The organism is Paracidovorax sp. MALMAid1276 (genome assembly GCF_049198005.1).
Lineage (GTDB): Bacteria > Pseudomonadota > Gammaproteobacteria > Burkholderiales > Burkholderiaceae_C > Acidovorax.
The window spans coordinates 1-17948 of record NZ_JBMIRS010000021.1 but is presented as its reverse complement, the minus strand read 5'-3'; the positions used below and the strand labels follow the sequence as shown (position 1 = coordinate 17948).

At 68.6% G+C, this 17948-nt stretch carries 14 protein-coding genes; 1 reads left to right on the top strand and 13 read right to left on the bottom strand.

The window, feature by feature from the left end; all coding sequences use genetic code 11:
- Positions 1–109 precede the first annotated feature (109 nt).
- The 4 genes from ACOQFS_RS00760 to ACOQFS_RS00745 all read right to left on the bottom strand — a co-directional run bounded on the left by ACOQFS_RS00760 (position 110) and on the right by ACOQFS_RS00745 (position 2565).
- On the bottom strand, positions 110–898 hold the full coding sequence (locus ACOQFS_RS00760; protein ID WP_421561077.1) for an anti-sigma factor: 789 nt from the start codon (positions 896–898) through the stop codon (positions 110–112).
- Positions 895–1461, bottom strand: a complete 567-nt coding sequence (locus ACOQFS_RS00755; protein ID WP_421561076.1) for a sigma-70 family RNA polymerase sigma factor — start codon at positions 1459–1461, stop codon at positions 895–897. The genes ACOQFS_RS00760 and ACOQFS_RS00755 overlap by 4 nt, the downstream gene beginning before the upstream one ends.
- Positions 1462–1568: 107 nt before the next feature.
- Positions 1569–2144, bottom strand: a complete 576-nt coding sequence (locus ACOQFS_RS00750) for a DUF3455 domain-containing protein (protein ID WP_421561075.1) — start codon at positions 2142–2144, stop codon at positions 1569–1571.
- A gap of 148 nt (positions 2145–2292) precedes the next feature.
- On the bottom strand, positions 2293–2565 hold the full coding sequence (locus ACOQFS_RS00745) for a diguanylate cyclase domain-containing protein (RefSeq protein WP_421561074.1): 273 nt from the start codon (positions 2563–2565) through the stop codon (positions 2293–2295).
- Positions 2566–2839: 274 nt separating this feature from the next.
- On the opposite strand from ACOQFS_RS00745, the gene purT reads away from it, so the two are divergent.
- Positions 2840–4093 (top strand): formate-dependent phosphoribosylglycinamide formyltransferase, encoded by a 1254-nt coding sequence (gene purT, locus ACOQFS_RS00740; RefSeq protein ID WP_421561073.1) that lies wholly within the window; start codon positions 2840–2842, stop codon positions 4091–4093.
- Between the two features lie 117 nt (positions 4094–4210).
- On the opposite strand, the gene ACOQFS_RS00735 is transcribed toward purT, so the two are convergent.
- The 9 genes from ACOQFS_RS00735 to ACOQFS_RS00695 all read right to left on the bottom strand — a co-directional run bounded on the left by ACOQFS_RS00735 (position 4211) and on the right by ACOQFS_RS00695 (position 17635).
- The gene (locus ACOQFS_RS00735; RefSeq protein ID WP_421561072.1) at positions 4211–5152 is read right to left on the bottom strand and encodes an ATP-binding cassette domain-containing protein; all 942 of its coding nucleotides are present in this window, start codon (positions 5150–5152) and stop codon (positions 4211–4213) included.
- A gap of 99 nt (positions 5153–5251) precedes the next feature.
- A complete protein-coding gene (locus ACOQFS_RS00730) occupies positions 5252–6466 on the bottom strand; it encodes a diguanylate cyclase domain-containing protein (protein ID WP_421561071.1) in 1215 nt (404 codons plus the stop codon).
- Between the two features lie 26 nt (positions 6467–6492).
- A complete protein-coding gene (locus ACOQFS_RS00725) occupies positions 6493–7974 on the bottom strand; it encodes an AMP nucleosidase (protein ID WP_421561070.1) in 1482 nt (493 codons plus the stop codon).
- A gap of 101 nt (positions 7975–8075) precedes the next feature.
- Positions 8076–10262 (bottom strand): S41 family peptidase, encoded by a 2187-nt coding sequence (locus ACOQFS_RS00720; RefSeq protein WP_421561069.1) that lies wholly within the window; start codon positions 10260–10262, stop codon positions 8076–8078.
- 239 nt (positions 10263–10501) lie between these two features.
- A complete protein-coding gene (gene tssH / locus ACOQFS_RS00715) occupies positions 10502–13201 on the bottom strand; it encodes a type VI secretion system ATPase TssH (protein WP_421561068.1) in 2700 nt (899 codons plus the stop codon).
- A gap of 76 nt (positions 13202–13277) precedes the next feature.
- Positions 13278–14414, bottom strand: coding sequence for a type VI secretion system baseplate subunit TssG (tssG, locus tag ACOQFS_RS00710; protein ID WP_421561067.1), 1137 nt, complete (start codon positions 14412–14414; stop codon positions 13278–13280).
- The gene (gene tssF, locus ACOQFS_RS00705; RefSeq protein WP_421561066.1) at positions 14411–16285 is read right to left on the bottom strand and encodes a type VI secretion system baseplate subunit TssF; all 1875 of its coding nucleotides are present in this window, start codon (positions 16283–16285) and stop codon (positions 14411–14413) included. The genes tssG and tssF overlap by 4 nt, the downstream gene beginning before the upstream one ends.
- A 16-nt stretch (positions 16286–16301) precedes the next feature.
- Positions 16302–16826 (bottom strand): type VI secretion system baseplate subunit TssE, encoded by a 525-nt coding sequence (gene tssE / locus ACOQFS_RS00700; protein ID WP_421561065.1) that lies wholly within the window; start codon positions 16824–16826, stop codon positions 16302–16304.
- A gap of 11 nt (positions 16827–16837) precedes the next feature.
- On the bottom strand, positions 16838–17635 hold the full coding sequence (locus ACOQFS_RS00695) for a type VI secretion system accessory protein TagJ (RefSeq protein WP_421561064.1): 798 nt from the start codon (positions 17633–17635) through the stop codon (positions 16838–16840).
- Positions 17636–17948 lie beyond the last annotated feature (313 nt).

Sequence of the window (17948 nt, the reverse complement as noted above, 5' to 3'; positions counted from 1 at the left end):
ACACCGCCAGCGCGGCGGGGCGGCCCTTGCGCGGCGGTCGCTGGTATAGGCAGTGCTCGTTATGCCGGCGTGGGTCTATGCATTGCGCCGAGTGGGGTAACCAAGAAGGTCACAGCACTTTGACGGCGCGGCCGATGAACTGGATGGGCCCGGTGGGCTTGCCAATGGGCGAGCCCGTGGGCGGCTCCAGCGTCAGCTCGAACAGCTGGTTGGGCTCCAGCGGCGGCAGCTTGTCCAGCGGGATCTGCAGCGGCTGGCCGGGCTGGACCAGGCCCAGCGACACCGGGCCGTTCCAGCCATCGGCCTTGGTCCAGAACTCCAGCGCCTTGTCCGGGGGCACCTCGGCCACGCCCAGCGGGATCAGGCTGATCTGCCGGGGCGAGCTGGCCTGCACCACCCAGCCGGGCGCCTTGTCCTGCGGGGCGACCAGCACCACCATGAACTGAGGCGGCCTGGCCACCGGCGCGGTGCGGGTGACGAGCACCGCCGCAAGGACGGCGGCCATGGCAAAGCCCGAACCGGCCAGGGCCCGCCACAGGCCCAGGTGGTCCCACCAGCGCACGGTCGGCTTGCGCCCGGCCCTCACGCGGGGGGGCGGGGCGGCCGCTGCCGGTGCCGATGTCGTTGTCGGCTGCGCGCTGGCAGATTGCAGCGACTGGTCGATGCGCGCCCACAAGGTGGCGGGGGGCGCGACGGGCTCTGCCAGCAAGGTCAGCGGCAGCAGCCGGTCCTCCCATTCGGCCACCGCGTGTTGCAGTGCCGGGTCGGTGGCCAGGCGGCGGTCCACCGCCTCGCGTTGCGCGGCGGTCAGGGTGCCCAGCACATACTCGCCGGCGAGGATGTGCAGATCGTCCGATGCGGGCGCTGGCGGGTTGCTGTTGTGTGCGCCGGTCGTCATGCCATGCACTCCCGCAGCGATGCCAGGCTGCGCCGGATCCACGCCTTCACCGTGCCCAGCGGCGCGCCCAGCCGCTGGGCGATCTCTCCGTGCGAGCAGCCGTCCACATAGGCATGCAGCACACAGCTGCGGCGCGCCGGGTCGAGGCCTTCCAGGCAATGCTGCAGGCGGCCCAGGCTCGCATTCAGCGCGAAGCGTTCCTCGACCTCGTGGTGGGCCTGCACTGCCATGTCGGCCTCCAGGGCTTGGGTGGTGGTTTCGTCCACATCGGTGTGGCGGCCCGCGTCGCGCACCGCGTTCAGGGCCAGGTTGCGCACCACGCTGTAGATCCAGCCGCGCGCGCTGCCCCGGCTGGCGTCGAAGCTGGCGGCCCGCGTCCAGATGTTCACGCAGGCGTCGTGCACGATGTCCTCGGCCAGCGCGCGTTGGCGCACGATGCGCAGCGCCACGCCCAGCAGGCGCCCACCCTCGTGCTCATAAAGCCGCTGCATGGCCTGCGGGTCGCCTGCGGCGCAGGCGGCCAGCGCGGCTTCGTAGTCAAAATCGCCAGGGGTGTGGGGCACGGTGGGCAGGCAGCGGGGCCTTGGCTGGTGGGTGGGCGCATCGTAGCTGCAAACCCGCCCCTGCCCGGCGGCAGCCCCTGCCGGGCAGGGGCTTGTGCGCCTGCGGTTTACGCGGCCTTCCAGAAGATGTAGTCGGCCTGGTACTTCACGATCTGGCGCTCGCCCTTGTTGGCGGGGCTGCAGGCGGCCATGGGCGCCACGCCGCCCTTGAGCGCCACGCGTTGGATGTAGGTCACGCCGGTCATCGCGCCCATGCCCATCGCGGGGTTGGCCTTGACCAGCTGGTAGGGGATGTTGCCCGTGCCCGCAGGCGCCACGGCCAGCTGCGTGCCGGTGATCTTGGAGCCGTCCATGGACTCCCAGGTGGCGGGCGGGCCGTAGTACTTGCCCACCTGCTTGCCGCTGCGGTCGTTCAGTGCGGCATTGGGGCCTGCAAACACCCACTCGGTCTGGCCGGGGGCGTTGGCCTTGTCACGGCATTCGTAGGTGATCTCGCCCACGCCCACGGTTTCCATGGCCACCTTGTGGCCTGCGGGCACCTTGATGCTGTCGGGCAGGCTGTCCTGCGAGTACATGGTTTTGGGCGAAGACATCATCGATCCGCAGGCGGACAGCAGCAAAGCGGTGGCGACGGCTCCGGTCAGGGGGAGCAGACGGTTCGTTGCGGGGGTGTGCAAGGACATGGCGTTTCTCTCTTTTCGATGGGTTGAAGGGACAGCAACGCAATGCGCTGCTGTGGGTACTACCCACGAGAGCACCGTTTGGATGCACTCCGCGCCAAAAATATTTGCGACTTGGAGGGGCGGCGCGGTCTGGCGGCCGCCCACGCACCTATGGCCCAGTCTGCAGCGGCGCAGCCTTGGGGGAATACGCCCACACGTTGCGCCCCCGGTGCTTGGCCTCGTACAGGCCCACGTCGGCAAAGGCGATCAGCTCGTCCACCGTCTGCCCGTGCGCGGGGAAGTGGGCGATGCCGACGCTGGTGCCGATGTCCGCCTGCCCGGCCGCCAGCGGGAAGGGGCGGTTCAGCGCAGCCACCATCGCGTCGGCCAGGGCCAGGGCCAGGGCCTGGGCGGCGGTGGGTTCGGCGCAGTGGGGCAGCACGCAAGAGCTGCTCTTGGTGGGGGTCGCCAGAGGTCGTCACGGGGGCTCCAGGGAGGGCGGGGCGGTGGGGTTCCGGCGGGCCGCGCCGGCGCGTATCGGTATCGTAGTCCACGGAACCTGAGGGCCGGCAGTGCGCCAGGGTTGCGGCGAGCGAGCGAGCGTGGGGGCGCGTCGCCCCCGGGAGGCCTGTTGCCGTGCCGCAGGGGGGGGCGCCGGGTTGCCTTACAGTCGCCCGCATCCCCCTTCAGTTTTTTCTACGGAAAGCCCCCCTGCCATGACCACCCTCGGAACACCTCTGTCTGCCCACGCCACCAAAGTCATGCTGCTGGGATCGGGCGAGCTGGGCAAGGAGGTGCTGATCGCGCTGCAGCGCCTGGGGGTGGAGACCATCGCCGTGGACCGCTATGAGAACGCGCCGGGCCAGCAGGTGGCGCACCACGCGCGCACCATCGCCATGAGCGACCCGGCCCAGCTCAAAACCCTGATCGAGGCCGAGCGCCCCCACCTCGTGGTGCCCGAGATCGAGGCCATTGCCACGCCCATGCTCGAAGAGCTGGAGGCCGCCGGCACCGTGCGCGTGATTCCCACGGCCCGCGCCGCGCGCCTGACGATGGACCGCGAAGGCATCCGCGTGCTGGCGGCCGAGACGCTGGGCCTGCCCACCAGCCCCTACAAGTTCTGCAACTCGCTCGAAGAGCTGCAGGCCGCCATCGACGGGCCGCAAGACGGCGGGCCCGGCGGCTGCGGCATTGGCTACCCCTGCATCGTCAAGCCGGTGATGAGCAGCTCCGGCAAGGGCCAGAGCAAGATCGACGGCCCGGGCGACGTGAAGAAGGCCTGGGACTACGCGATGGCCGGCGGCCGGGTGAGCCACGGCCGCGTGATCGTCGAGGGCTTCATCGACTTCGACTACGAGATCACCCAGCTCACCGTGCGTGCCGTGGGCGAGAGCGGGCAGATCGAGACCCACTTCTGCGACCCCATCGGCCATGTGCAGGTGAGTGGCGACTATGTGGAGAGCTGGCAGCCCCACCCCATGCACCCGGCGGCGCTTGAAAAGTCGCGCCAGATCGCCAAGGCCGTGACCGATAACCTGGGCCAGGGCCTGGACGGAAAGCCCTCCGGGCTGGGCCTGTTTGGTGTGGAGCTGTTTGTGAAGGGCGAGAACGTGTGGTTCAGCGAGGTCAGCCCCCGCCCGCACGACACCGGGCTGGTTACGCTGTGCACCCAGCACCAGAGCGAATTCGAGCTGCACGCCCGCGCCATCCTGGGCCTGCCTGTGGACACCCGCCTGCGCAACCCCGGCGCCAGCGCTGTCATCTATGGTGGCGTGGAGGCAGCGGGCATCGTGTTCGACGGGGTGGAAGAGGCGCTGCGCGTGCCCGATACCGATCTGCGGCTGTTCGGCAAGCCCGAGAGCTTTGCCAAGCGCCGCATGGGCGTGGCGCTGGCGCGTGCGGCCGATGTGGACGCGGCGCGGACCCGCGCCAAGCTCGCGGCCGGCAAGGTCAGGCCGCGCGCCGCGTGATGCCCTGAAAATATGATGGAAAAATGCCTTAAGCGCTTACTGGATAAGGGCTTGCAGCTATCAATTTTGTAGTCTTTGCGCGCATGGCTGTGCGGTGCGCGCTGTGCCCGGCGAGCCTCAGCCATCTTCCCGAATCTGCCGGCCCGTGAGCTTCAGGAAAAGATCTTCCAGGTTGGCCGGCCGGTGCAAGGTGCGCAGGTGCGCGTGCTGCCCCAGCGCCTGCAGCAGCGGCTGCGCGTTGTGGGTGTAGAAGAACACGGTCTCGCCGCTGATCTCCACCCGCGCGGCCAGCAGGCGCAGGGCCGCATCCTCCGACAGCGCCACGGCGCCCACTCCGAACACCTCCACCACGTCGGGCTCCAGGTGCTGCGCAATCAGTGCGCGAGGGCGGCCTTCGGCGATCTTGCGGCCGTGGTCCAGCACCAGCAGGCGCGAACACAGGCGCTCGGCTTCGTCCATGAAATGCGTGGTCAGCAGGATCGACTTGCCCTGCTGCAGCAGCAGCTGCAGGCGCTCCCACATCAGGTGGCGGGCCTGCGGGTCCAGGCCGGTGGTGGGCTCGTCCAGCAGCAGCAGGCGGGGGTTGTTGACCAGCGCCCGCGCCAGCGAAAGGCGGCGCTTCATGCCGCCCGACAGTTCGCCGGGCCGGGCGTTCGCCTTGTGCGTGAGCGCCGCAAATTCCAGCAGCTGGGGCACGCGCTCGTCCATCACTGCGCCGTGGAGTCCAAAGTAGCGGCCGAAGACATGCAGGTTCTCGGCGCAGGTGAAGTCCGGGTCCAGCGTGTCGAACTGGGTCACCACGCCCAGCTGCGCCTTGATGGCCAGCGCGTCGCGCGGCATCAGCAGCGGCTCGGTGTCGGGCGCAGCGCAAAAGCGCACCTCGCCGGCATCGGGTGCGGTCTGCCCCAGGCACATGCGGATGGTGGTGGTCTTGCCGGCGCCGTTCGGGCCGATCACGCCCAGGCATTCGCCGGGCGCAATCGCGAACGACACGTCGTCCACCACCGCCGTGTCGCCGTAGCGTTTGCTCAGGTGCCGGACTTCAAACAATGGGTTCATGGCGCTCGGAGGGAGGCGGGCGCCGGGCACCCCACCTCGCGGGAGGTTGAAATTCGAAGAAAAATCGGGCGTCCGCGCTTGCCTGTATTGGCTTGATAGCTATGCATTATGTAGCAAATGCATGGCTTCGCCGGGATCGGCGTCGATCACCAGCCGCCCGCGGCCGGTGCGCTTGGCCCGGTACAGCGCAGCGTCGGCCTGCGCCATCAGCGTGGCCAGGTTGTCGCCATCCGCCGCGGCGCCCGAGTGGGGTGGTGCGGTCCGCAGCACGGCGCCGGCACTGAAATCCAGCGCAAACCCCAGCTCGGCCGGTGCGGCCTGGGCGAGGGCAGCGCGCAGCCGCCGGTCGAAGGCCCGGCAGGCCGTGGGCCGGTTGTGCACGAGCACCGCGGCAAATTCCTCCCCGCCCATCCGGGCGACCACGTCGCCGGTGCGGCTGGTTTCGCTCAGCAGGCGGGCAAACAGCTGCAGCGCGCGGTCGCCGGCCTCATGGCCATGGGTGTCGTTGACCTGCTTGAAGTGGTCCAGGTCCAGCATCATCACGGTCACGGGCAGGTCGTGCCGGCTGGCGTGGGCCAGCAGCAGCGTGGCCTGCGCTTCGAAGCTGCGGCGGTTGTGCAGGCCGGTCAGGCCGTCGGTATGCGCATGCAGCCGCAACTGCGCCTCGGCCTCGTCGCGCCAGGCGACCAGCACCGCCACGGTGGTCAGCACCAGCGCGGTGTTGGCCGCCACCTGGGCGCCGACGTTGATCGGGTGGGGCGCTTCGAATTCCGGATACAGCGCCGGGAAGAATGCGCCCAGCACGCCGCGCCCCACGGTGAAGCCCGCGACCACGAACTGCGTGCCCGCCAGCAGCCAGCGCCAGCCGCGCTTGGCGTCCTGCACCGGCTGCAGCGCCGCGCGCCCCACCGTCACCAGCATCGCGGCGAGCAGGAAATTGGCCCAGCCGACGCGAAAGCTGTAATGGTCGAACCCCCAGGCGTACCCCAGCGGCATCAGCGCCCCCAGCACGATCAGCGTGCGGTGCCAGGGGCGCGGCCCCAGCCACTGGCGCAGCGCGCGGAACAGCAGGTAGGACGACAGCGAGGCCATGACCAGGCACAGCGTGGACAACGCGCGGTCCAGCCAGTGTCCGACAAACGCGCCGGAAGCGACGATGGCCGCCCAGCCGATCGCCTGGGTGATCAGGCTGCCCTGCGCAAAGCGGGCGGCGCGGCTGGCATTGCGCCCCATGACCAATGGCAGAGCGAGCGACACCGCCACCAGGTTCAATGAGGACAGGATCAGGATGGTGGCGACGTGCAGTTCGGGCATCAAATGGGTTGCCGTGGCAGTGCGGGCTATTGGAAGGCCACTTCCGCAAAGCTGCGCAGCTTGCGGCTGTGCAGGCGGTGGATGCCGCCCGTGCGCAGGATTTCAATGGCCCGCATGCCGATGCGCAGATGCTGGTCCACGCGCTCGCGGTAGAAATGGTTGGCCATGCCGGGCAGCTTGATCTCGCCGTGCAGCGGCTTGTCGCTCACGCACAGCAGGGTGCCGTAGGGCACGCGAAAGCGAAAGCCGTTGGCGGCAATGGTGGCGCTTTCCATGTCCAGCGCGACGGCGCGGCTCTGGCTGAAGCGGCGCTGGGGCAGGTTGTCGGGCAGCAGCTCCCAGTTGCGGTTGTCGGTGCTGGCCACGGTGCCGGTGCGCATGAAGCGCTTGAGGTCCGCCTCGGGCACCTGCGTCACGTCGGCCACGGCCTGCTGCAGTGCCAGCTGGATCTCGGCCAGCGCGGGGATGGGCACCCACAGGGGCAGCTCCTCGTCGAGCACGTGGTCTTCGCGCACATAGGCGTGGGCCAGCACGTAGTCGCCCAGCTGCTGGCTGTTGCGCAGGCCGGCGCAGTGGCCCAGCATCATCCAGGCGTGGGGGCGCAGCACGGCGATGTGGTCGGTAATCGTCTTGGCGTTGGACGGACCCACGCCGATGTTGACCATGGTGATGCCGCTCGCGTCCTTGCGCACCAGGTGGTAGGCCGGCATCTGCGGCAGGCGCGGGGGCGCCACGCCCAGTTCGTCACCGGCCTGGGCGTCGAGCCCCGCGCGGCGCGTCACCACGTTGCCTGGCTCGATGAATGCGATGTACTCGCTGTCTTCCTTGGCCATCTCGGCATGGCCCAGGCGCACGAATTCGTCGATGTAGAACTGGTAGTTGGTGAACAGCACGAAGTTCTGGAACCACTCGGGTGCCGTGCCCGTGTAGTGGCGCAGGCGGTGCAGCGAGTAGTCGACGCGGGGCGCGGTGAACAGCGACAGCGGCTGCGCTTCGCCGGGGCGCGCCTCCCAGGTGCCGTTGGCAATGCCGTCGTCCATGGCCGCGAGGTCGGGCAGGTCGAACACGTCGCGCATGAGCATGCGGCGCTCGGGGGTGAGCGTGCCTTCGATGTGGTCGTGCTCGGCGAACGAGAAGTGGATGGGGATGGGGTGGGCGCTGGTGCCCACCTCCAGCTCCACGCCGTGGCTGGCGCGCAGCAGGCGAAACTGCTCGGCGTAGTAGTTGGCGAACAGGTCGGGCCGCGTGAGCGTGGTTTCATACCGGCCGGGCCCTTCCACAAACCCATAGGCGAGCTTGGTGTCTGCGCGCGCGACGGTGGTGGTGTGCACCCGGACAAACGGGTAGAAGGCGCGAACCGCCGACTCGGGCGTCTCGCCCGCCACAAAGCGGTGCATGGCGTCGCGCAGGTGGCCGATCTGCTGCTGGTAGATGCGCTGCACCTGGGCCAGTGCGTCAGCCGGGTCGGTGTGGCGGGTGGGGGCGATGAAGTCGGGGATGAGGGGCATGGCGCTATTTTCACCCGGCGCACCGCCGAATTCTCGGGTTCAGGGACCAGGCGCAGTCCGCCGGGCGCGGGCAGCGTGCGCTGGGCATGGGTCTTGCGCGCTCAGCTCCGGCCGTCGAGCCACTGCACGGCGGCATCCAGCACGGGGTCGCCTCCGCCCATGATGCGCTGCACGAAGCCGGCGTCCACAGGCACGCGCAGGTCCGGCTCCACGCCCTTGCCGTGCACATAGTGCTCGCCCTGGGCACCGGTCTCGGCCACGGTGGGGGCGTGCACCACCACCTCGCCGGGCAGCAGCACGCGCGTGGTCAGGCCCACCATGCCGGGGGTGGGGTCGGTGGCCACCACATGGGCGCGGCCGGCCTTTTGCAGCCATGCCGAGAACACTTCGCACGGGCCCGTGCATTCCGGCCCCGTCAGCAGCACCAGCGGCGCGCTGTAGTGGCTGCTGCCCTGCGCGTACAGGGGAAGCTGGGGCGGCAGGCCCAGGCTGCCCCGGGTGCGCCAGACCTTGGCGGTTGCGTCCACCTGGCGCTGGGCGTAGGCCTGCAGGCGCAGCGGCCGGTCGTACGAGAAGAAGGACGCCGCGAAATGCGGAACCAGCTGGTATGCGCCGTGGTTGTTGCCCCGCAGGTCCAGGATCAGCCCGCGCAGGCGCGACTGGTTGGCGGCTGCCAGGCTCCGGTCCCACATCTCCAGATTGCCGCCACCGTCTGCGAAGGAGTTGAAGGCGATGTAGCCATACTGCCGGCCCCTGTGGCTGCGCAACTGGAAGGCGGACAGAGACTCGCTGTTGGGGGGGCGCGCCAGAGGCTGCGCGGTCTCGGCCATGCGCTGGCGCAGGTCCAGCGCCATGTCCTTGCCGTCCTGGCGCACCTTGAGCGTCATCGCATCCGGCTCATGCACCATCATCCGTAGGGCCTCATGCCTGCGGCCGGCTTCGCTGGGGCGGCCAGAGAGGCGCGCCGTTCGGCCTACGTAGCGCGAGACGCTCTCGCCGTTCACTTCCAGGATCTCGGCCCCGGGGCGCAGGCCGGCCAGCGCCGCGGGCGAGCCGGGCGTGACGCTGCCCACCAGCGCGCGCCCGTCCGCGAGCCACCAGACACCGGGCATGGGCAGGGGTACGTTTCCGCGCGCGGACCACTGATCCGACAGGCCTACGTCCATGCCCTGCCAGTGGCCTGCCTGCGCGCCACCTGCGCGCAGTTCGGCGCGGAACAGGCCGTCCTGCAGTTGCGCCGCCAGCGCTGCGTAGGCCTGGCCCAGGGCCCTGCGGTCCCGCTGGTCGCTCGCCTGTCGAATGCGGTCTGCCCAGTCCGCATGCAGCTTGTTCCAGTCGGTGGCTGGGGCGTTGCGGAAGGGGTAGCGCTCCTGCATGAGGCTGGTCAGGGCCTTGAATGCGTCCGCCGGTGCCAGCCGGGCCAGGTCGATGTCGGAGGTGGACTGCACGCTGTGCTGCGGCAGTGCCGCCTCTCGGCTGCGGTCAAAGCTGAAGCCCCGGCTGTCGAGCGTGACCACGGTGTAGCCACGGGGCAGCCGGACCATGGGGTCGTCGGAGGTGAACAGCCGGCCATCGGCGCCGAACCCCGAGGGAAAGGCCACGCCCGCCTCGCTGGCCCAGACCAAGAGCTTGCCGCCCACAGGCTCCAGCGTCAGGTCGGCCTGCAGCGGCCATTCGAGCTGGACCGAGCTGGAGGCCAGCATGGCGTGCTGCTCGATGGCGTCCAGCGCGCGCCGCCCCGGGCGGCGGGGCAGGTTGGAGTGCACGGACAGCGCAAAGATTTTCACTCCCGCGCCCGCCGAGCGGGTGCGCCCCGTGCTCAGATCGAACAGGGTGCCGGGGGGCGTGTGCGGCAGGTCCAGCGACACGGCAGAACTGTCGGCGCGCGGGCTGGCCAGAAGCTGGTCTTGCGGCGGTGTGGTGTGGGCGGGCTGGCGCTGCACGAAGTAGGCTCCCTGGTCCAGCAGCCCCACCAGCGTATTGCTGGCCGTCAGCGCGTCTGCCGCACTGCGCTCCAGCACCGCGATCAGCCGGGTCGGGCCGCCTTCGTCGCGCGCCATCATGGCCGGCCCCGTGGGCGGCTGCGTGGGCGCATAGCCCCGGTTGTTCCACATCTGGCGGCCGGTATCGACGGCCTGGCGACCCGTGGAGAGCACCTGCTGGCCCGTGGAGAGCGCGGCTTCGCCCCGGCTCACCGCATCCGCCGCCCGGCCGATGTCGCCCAACGAAAAGCCCTGCGCTCCCGCCGACGAAGTGGCAGCCACCAGCGCGGCCGCAATTGCCGCCATCACCGCCGGAGCCAGCGCGTGCGCCCGGGCCCTGGCCCGCTGAAGCATTGACGCCTTCGCGCGCGGCGGCCCCAGGCGCTGAACATGCCCTGGGGTTGCCGCAGACGCCGCCAAGGCGGGGCCGCGAGAGCGCAGCAGAAGGTGCGGGAAGCGGCGGAAGGTGGTCGTGGTCATGGCGATGGTCACAAGGCATGTGGGACAGGGCGGACACGGCGAGCAGGGCATGGCGCCAGGGGGCATCACAGGTAGCGGATCGAGAAGTCGTTGTCCACCGCACTCACCTCGACCTTCCCGATGGACTTGGAGTCCACAGCGGCCTGCAGGAATTCCATCGCCATGCGGGGCAGCAGGTTCTGGGTGAGGATGCCGTCGATCATCCGGGCACCGGACTCCACTTCGCTGCAACGCTCGCGGATCAGCGTCACGGCGCTGTCGTCGAAGGTGAACTGCGCGCCGTGGTTGGTTTCGATCCGTTTCTGGATGCGCGCCATCTGCAGGCGCACGATCTGCTCCAGCATCTGATCCGATATCGGGTAGTAGGGCACCACGGTGAGCCGGCCCAGCAGGGCGGCGGGGAACTTGCCGAGCAAGGGTTCCCGCACGGCCTTGGCCAGCGCCTCGGGCGAAGGGATGAGATCAGGGTCATTGCACATGCCCGCAATCAGCTCGGAGCCCACGTTGGAGGTGAGAATGATCACCGTGTTCTTGAAGTCGATGTACCGGCCTTCACCGTCTTCCATCCAGCCTTTGTCAAACACCTGGAAGAACATTTCGTGGACATCGGAATGCGCCTTTTCGATTTCGTCCAGAAGGACCACGCTGTACGGCCTGCGCCGCACGGCCTCGGTGAGCACGCCGCCTTCCCCGTAGCCGACGTACCCGGGGGGCGCGCCCTTGAGGGTGGAGACCGTGTGGGCCTCCTGGAATTCGCTCATGTTGATGGTGATGAGGTTTTGTTCGCCGCCGTACAGCGCCTCGGCCAGCGAAAGGGCGGTTTCCGTCTTGCCGACGCCCGAGGGGCCTGCGAGCAGGAAGACACCGATGGGCTTGCCCGGGTTGTCCAGGCGCGCGCGCGCGGTCTGGATCCGTCGTGCGATGGCTTCGAGCCCGTGGCGCTGTCCGATCACGCGGCGCTCCAGCGTCTGGGCGAGCCGTAGGACCGACTGCACTTCATCGCGGACCATGCGGCCCACGGGGATGCCTGTCCACTCGGCCACCACGGCGGCCACCACGCTGGCGTCCACCACCGGGTGCAGCAACGGGTCATCGCCCTGCAGTGCGGCAAGCTCCAGCCGCAGGTTCTCGATCTCTTGCGCGGAGAGCAGGTCGGCAGAGTTGGAACGATCGCCGCCATGGTCTCCGTCAGGCTGGGGTTCGTCAGGGGCAGCGCGGCGGGCGGCCAGCAAGGCGGCTTCGGCTGCCACGATACGTTGGGCCAGCGTGCTTTCCTGGGCCAGCCGGTCTGCAAGTGCCGAGTGGTCGGCCTGCAGCTGGCCCAGCCGCGCCTGCAGCTCGCCAAGGCGCTCCTCGTGCGCCACCCCCAGTGCGGCCTCGCGCTCCACCACTGCCCGCTCCACCTGCAGCGCTTCCTGTTCGCGAATGACGGCTTCGAGGCGCGCCGGCGTGGAGGTGAGGGCCATGGCCACGCGCGAGCAGGCCGTGTCGAGCAGGCTCACGGCCTTGTCGGGCAGCTGGCGGGCCGGAATGTAGCGGTGCGAGAGGCTGACTGCCGCCTGCACGGCGGCGTCCGAGATGCGCACCTTGTGGTGCGCCTCCAGTTGGGCGGCCACGCCCCGGAGCATCTGGATGGCCTTGGGCTCGTCCGGCTCGTGGATGTGCACCAGCTGGAAGCGCCGGGTGAGTGCTGGATCCTTTTCGATGTACTTCTTGTATTCGGCCCAGGTGGTGGCGCCGATGGTGCGCAGCACACCGCGCGCCAGGGCGGGCTTGAGAAGGTTGGCGGCGTCCCCGGTGCCGGCCTGTCCACCCGCGCCGATCAGGGTGTGCACCTCGTCGATGAAGAGCACGATCGGGGTGGTGCTGGCCTGCACCTCGTCGAGCAGGGAGCGCAGCCGGTTCTCGAATTCGCCCTTCATGCTGGCGCCCGCCTGCAGCAGCCCGACGTCCATCACGCGCAGTTGCACGCCCCGCAGGGGCGGCGGGACGTCCTCCGCAGCAATGCGCAGCGCGAGGCCCTCCACCACGGCCGTCTTGCCCACGCCGGCCTCGCCGACCAGGATGGGGTTGTTCTGCCGCCGCCGCATCAGGATGTCGATCATCTGGCGCACCTCGTCATCGCGCCCTGTCACCGGGTCGAGCTCGCCGTTGCGCGCCCGCTCGGTCAGGTCGACGGTATAGCGCTGCAGGGCCTCCTGCTTGCCTGCGGCCAGAGGCGCCATGGCGCCGCTTGCCTCCCCGGGCGAGCCCGGCAGGCCCGAGCCGTCCGTGGCCTTGAGTGCCGCCTCGGGAGAGCCCGGCAGCACGGCGGCGAAAGCGTCGCTGAGCGCGGGCTCGCTGATCTTTTCCAGCTCTCTGGAGATGGCGCGCAGCTCGTTGGCCAGCGTACGTGTTCGCAGCATGCCCGAGAGCCAGTAGGCGCTGCGGATCTGCGACTCGTTGTACATCAGCGTCGCATACACCCAACCGCGCTCGATGGACATCTCGATCTGGTCGGAAAAATCGCTGATCGATGTGGCCCCGCGCGGCAGGCGGTCCAGGCTGCGCAGCACGTCGGCTGCGAGCTGGGCGGCATCCACGTCAAAACGGCGAAAGATGCGCAGCAGATCGGAATCGTTTTCCTGCAGCAGCTGGTGCAGCCAGTGCACCAGTTCCACATAGGGGTTGCCCCGCAGCTTGCAGAACACCGTCGCCCCTTCGAGCGACTTGAAGAGCAGGGGATTGAGTTTGCCAAACAGGGCGAGCCGGCTGATTTCAGACATGGAGGGTGAATGCAGTGCGTTGAAGGAAGAACCGAGGGAGTGGTGGGGTGGGAAGGGCCGGGGCGGTCATTCGTGATCAGGGGGCGCTGCCGGCGGGCAGCGCATGGCCGCGCACGGGGCGACCGCGTTGCCTTGCAAAGGCCTCCGGGTCCATGCGGAAGTCGTCTGCGTCGCGGGATGCCGGGGTGCCCAAGACCCACGTGGTCCAGCCCAGGCGGGCGCTGCCCCCGAGCTGCGCGGCGGGAACTTCCTCGCGGCGCAGCACGAGATCGAAGTCCCATGCGTACTCGATGCCCACGTAGTTGCGCACCCAGTCGACCAGCGCATGGAAGTCTGTCTGGCCCGGAAGAAACCGTTCGTACTGCGCCAGCGTCAAGGGACCGATCCGCAGCCGGAACTTGCTTTGCGCATCCGGCACGCGCGCGCCCACCACGGTGTCTACGCCAAGCTGGGAGTTGCAGGGCAGGCGCGAAAGGCGGGTTTGCTGCGCGGGATCCAGGTCGAGAAAGTGCAGGCAGTACTCCTGCAGATCCACGGTGACGCCAAAGTAGCTGCCGATCGCGCGCTGAAGGCCTTCCGGGTTGCGCGTGAAGCGGGTGAGGTGTCCGGCGTGGTGCAGCTTGGCGTGGTCCGACACCGCGTCACGCTGGCGTGCTGAAGGCTCGCCGATGCCGATCACACTGGCCAGCAGCCTGCCAAACAGGTCGTCCCCACGACGGTCCAGCGACACGGTGGGCTGGGCATCGGACCATGCGCGGAAGAACAGCAACAGCAGCCGGTGGTGGAAGATGTCGGAGAAGCGTGCCAGTGTCGCGTCGTCATGCTGCTTGAGCCTCTCCCGCACGTATTCCGTGAGGTGCGTGGGCAGCGGGCCATTGGGTCCGTACAGGCCGAAGCTCCACACCGTCAGGCGCTCCGGCTGCCCCGCACTGGGCGCCAGCACTTCGGCGATGGTGGCCGGCGCAAAGGCCAGGGAGGGGTCTTGTCCCAGCCGGATGGGCTCCGCCTTGGGGCGGGCCGCCCGGCCGAGCCGGGGCAGCCCCGGGTGGCGGGCCTGCAGCCAGCGCAGCGTGAAGAACAGGTCGAACGAGTGCGGCGAGGCTCGCAGCCGCTGCCACAGGTCCGGCGAGGCCGCAGGCATGGAGCGCGCCGCAGGCTTTGGCCCGCACTCCGGGGACTGCGATGGCTGCGGGACGGGGGAGCGGGCGTTCACAGCGTCGGCCTTTGACCCGGGCGCACTTCCCACTGCGCGATCTTTCCCCGCTGCCGGGATTCCAGGCTCAGTTCAGTGAAACTGTTCACGCCGACGTGGCGCGCAAAGAATCGTTCCAGCACCGACGCCAATGGCCAGGCACTGACCCCTGCGAACGACGCGTCGTCCACCGTCAGCGCGATTCCGACGCCTCGGCCATAGACCAGTTGACGATGCTGTGCGAGGCGGCGGGTGATGGGATGCACGCGCATCTCCTTAAGCCCTGCCACCTGGCCGGCAAGCGCGTGGTTGCCTAGGGCCAGATACAAACCCATCAGCTCGCGCAATGTGGCCGCCCCCTCTTCATCGGACAGGTCCGTCATCGCGAGGTAGTTCAGGGACAGGTGCGAGATCAGGCGCCAGGTGATCTCGTTTTCGGCGATGCTGCCGACCGGGCGTGAAGGGCCGGTCACGGTGCGGATGTGGCCTATGGGGGCTGACTCGATGGTTGTGAAATCGCCTTCGGGGCGGTTCACGGGCATCAACAGCGGCAGGTCGCGGTTTGTGCACAGGGTGCGCACCGACAGCTGCTTGAGATCATCGGAAAACGGGGCGGCTCGCTGGTCCACCAGCGAGAGGAAGACCTCGCTGCCCAGGTATTGCGTGCGCGGCCCGAACCGGACCGCATGCTCCGAAAAAAGTCGCGGCTCGCGGCGCACCGCGAAGTAGGCCTGGTCGTCCGGGCGTATGCCGTGCACCGAGGTGTACAGCGGCACGAATTCGCGGTCATGGACCTTGCCTTCCTGGTGACCGGTGACGCTGAGCACGTTATAGACCTCGAAATCGCGGGGCCGCGTGCGCTCCATCACGACGTGGTATTCGTTCACGTCGGAAGACACGTGGATGCGATCCGCCATGCGCTCGAACAGATTGATCGCGGGCGTGCAGTGCAGCAGGAACTTGTGCTCGTCCACCAAAGACTCCAGCTCTGGCTGCGCCTTGCGCAGCAAGAGCGTGATGGCCACGCGCTTGGACGGAACCTGGCGGAAGATGTCTGCGAGGCCGCGGACGGAGAAAAAGCGAAAGCGCGGCGGGAACGCGAAGTATTCGTGCAGCAGCCGGTGCCCCTGAAAGGCCCGGTGTGAATAGGGCAGCAGGGCTTGGGATTGGTCGTACCCTTCGGCATGCAGCGCCTGTGCGGGCAACATCCCGTAGATCCGTGTGGGGTCCTGCGGGTCATGCACCACAATTTTGAGCACTGACTGGTGCAGCAGCTCCTGCAGATGCGACGCGACCGCGTCTGTGGCGTGGAGGTACAGGTCCAGGCGATCCATGCCCAGGTGGGTGAACTCCATGGCACCCTGGGTTGCCAGTTCAAAGCGGAGGTGTCCCGCCGCCTCGGCCGGCAGGTTCATGCGGGACAGAGGAATGTCCAGCGCGGCACCCCCGAGCGCGGCGCGCGTGAGCGCAATCGGCCACAGCGTCACGTCGTGCCCGGTGCGGAAATCGCAAGGTGTCTGATCGTCGGCGACCTTGCGGGACCGCAGCATGCTTCCCGCCGGAAGGCAGAAGCCGTCCGCCACATTGCCTTCGACTTCGCTGGGCGACATCTGCACCACCACCATCGCCGGTGTCGGGGCCAGATAGTGGGGACACACCATTTCCAGAATGCGCTGCGACAGCCGCGGGAATTCCGCATCCATCTTCATCTGCACCCGCGCAGTCAGAAAGCTGAAGCCTTCCAGCAGCCGCTCGACATACGGGTCGGCCACTTCCAGGTCGCGCAGCGCGAGACGCCCAGCCACCTTGGGGAAGGCCGCAGCGAACTCCGCGCCCACTTCACGAAGGTAGGCCAGCTCGCGGTTGTAATACTCCACCAGGCGCGGATTCATTGCGGCGCTCCCACGGTCAGTTCCTCAAGTCGGAAACCACGACCTGGCCCGTTTCCAGGTCCAGGCTGGTCTTGAGCAGCAGTTCCAGCGGGTAGGGCATGGACCAGAACTGGCAGCGGATCTCGAACTGCAAGGTGTTGTGGTGGTTCAGCGAATCAAAGGAAGGCAGCAGCGTGACCGCCAGAGAATCTGGAAGGATGCGGGGCTCGAAGGCCAGGATGGCCTGCGTGACGTTGAGCTCGACGTCCTTCCAGTCGAGGTCCGACAGAAGCTTGCCCGCGAGCGGCGCCATGCCGTAGTTCAGCGTGGATCGCTCGGCGTGCGCCAGGCCGTCGAAGTCGATATGGCCCGATGCGTTGCTGGCATTGAGCAGCCAGCCCAGATCCCGCAGCAAGGCAGCGCGCAGCCTGGATTCGGTGACGTAAACCGCATCGGCCGGCTCGGTGCGCCGGGTCGGCTCCTGGTCGGTGAGCCGGTCGAGCAGCGCGGGTTGCAGGCGATCCTTCTCCGTGCCGGATCCGCTGATTCGACGGGACATCATGGCGTGAGCGGTCATGCATCGAACGCGATCGTGCGCACGTCCAGCACGGCGTGGTCCCCCTGGTCCGTGACCAGCATCTTCTGGCCGCGGCCGGCCACATGGTCGCCGTCCAGTTCGGCCCATTCGGTGCGCCGTCCCAGGCGCAGCCCGTCGTCGTCCGCGGCCTGCGCCGGATAGCGTGCCGGAGCCAAGCCACGCAGCGTGCTGTCGTTCACCAGAACCAGCTCGGCAGGTTGCCACACCACATCGCGCAAGTCCTGGGGCTTTTCCAGCGTGACACTGCGCAGCGCCGAGTATGGAATCCAGTAGTAGCAGCCGTTGGTGTGGAACTCGAAGATGGGACCGAGGCGGGTGTCCGAGTCGCACAGCCACTCGAACGGGCTTCCGTCGATGGCGCCCGCGATGGCGGGGGCCATCTCGAGGGCCTGTGCGCGCAGCTCGTGCGCTGCCCGGCTCGACGGGTCGGTCTGCGCTTTCAGCGCATCGACCATATAGCTCATCCACTGCGGTGGTTCACCCATGATGTAGGGCTGGCGTACGCCTGCGAAGACCTCGCTGCGCAGCATCTCGCAACGCATCGCTTCGCGGTAGGCCTGCGCCATGGGCAGGGCCTTGGGGTCCAGTTGCGCGCAGACTTGCAGCTGCGCAATCGCCTTGGTCCAGTCGCCAAGAACCGCCAGCAACTGAAAGTAGAACGTGCGCAGTGAGGCCTTGGAGGGATCGGCGCGGATCGCCTCCTTGACACGGTCGATCTGCAGGGCCAGAGGCAACTGGGAGTCAAAGGTCGCGGTGGTCAGCGTGCTGTTCATGGGCGCGAAAGAGCGGTTGGAGAAGGTCGTTGGAAGCAGGTTTGATGGGCGAGGGCCGGCTGGTGCTTGCACCCGCTCGAAGGCGGGCGTCATTCGCAGCCCTCCCGTCGCGCGCTTGCACCGGTGGGGCAAGGCCCGCGGCACCGCAGCGCGGTGCCGCGCTCCGTGCGGACGTGGCGAGCTACGGTTTGCCGTGGGGATACCAGGGTGAACGCAGCGGAGCGGCCGGGGGGGCTAGGAGTCTGCGCGGCAGAAGGGGCATCGGCTGCAACGCACGATAAACCGGTCTCGCGCGGTACGACCGCCTGCGCCC

Excerpts from the sequence above, each read along its gene's own strand:
- ACOQFS_RS00760 (WP_421561077.1), bottom strand. The coding sequence starts at position 898 with ATGACGACCGGCGCACACAACAGCAACCCGCCAGCGCCCGCATCGGAC.
- ACOQFS_RS00750 (WP_421561075.1), bottom strand. The coding sequence starts at position 2,144 with ATGTCCTTGCACACCCCCGCAACGAACCGTCTGCTCCCCCTGACCGGA.
- purT (WP_421561073.1), top strand. The coding sequence starts at position 2,840 with ATGACCACCCTCGGAACACCTCTGTCTGCCCACGCCACCAAAGTCATG.
- ACOQFS_RS00735 (WP_421561072.1), bottom strand. The coding sequence starts at position 5,152 with ATGAACCCATTGTTTGAAGTCCGGCACCTGAGCAAACGCTACGGCGAC.
- ACOQFS_RS00730 (WP_421561071.1), bottom strand. The coding sequence starts at position 6,466 with ATGCCCGAACTGCACGTCGCCACCATCCTGATCCTGTCCTCATTGAAC.
- ACOQFS_RS00725 (WP_421561070.1), bottom strand. The coding sequence starts at position 7,974 with ATGCCCCTCATCCCCGACTTCATCGCCCCCACCCGCCACACCGACCCG.
- ACOQFS_RS00720 (WP_421561069.1), bottom strand. The coding sequence starts at position 10,262 with ATGGCGGCAATTGCGGCCGCGCTGGTGGCTGCCACTTCGTCGGCGGGA.
- tssH (WP_421561068.1), bottom strand. The coding sequence starts at position 13,201 with ATGTCTGAAATCAGCCGGCTCGCCCTGTTTGGCAAACTCAATCCCCTG.
- tssF (WP_421561066.1), bottom strand. The coding sequence starts at position 16,285 with ATGAATCCGCGCCTGGTGGAGTATTACAACCGCGAGCTGGCCTACCTT.
- tssE (WP_421561065.1), bottom strand. The coding sequence starts at position 16,826 with ATGATGTCCCGTCGAATCAGCGGATCCGGCACGGAGAAGGATCGCCTG.
- ACOQFS_RS00695 (WP_421561064.1), bottom strand. The coding sequence starts at position 17,635 with ATGAACAGCACGCTGACCACCGCGACCTTTGACTCCCAGTTGCCTCTG.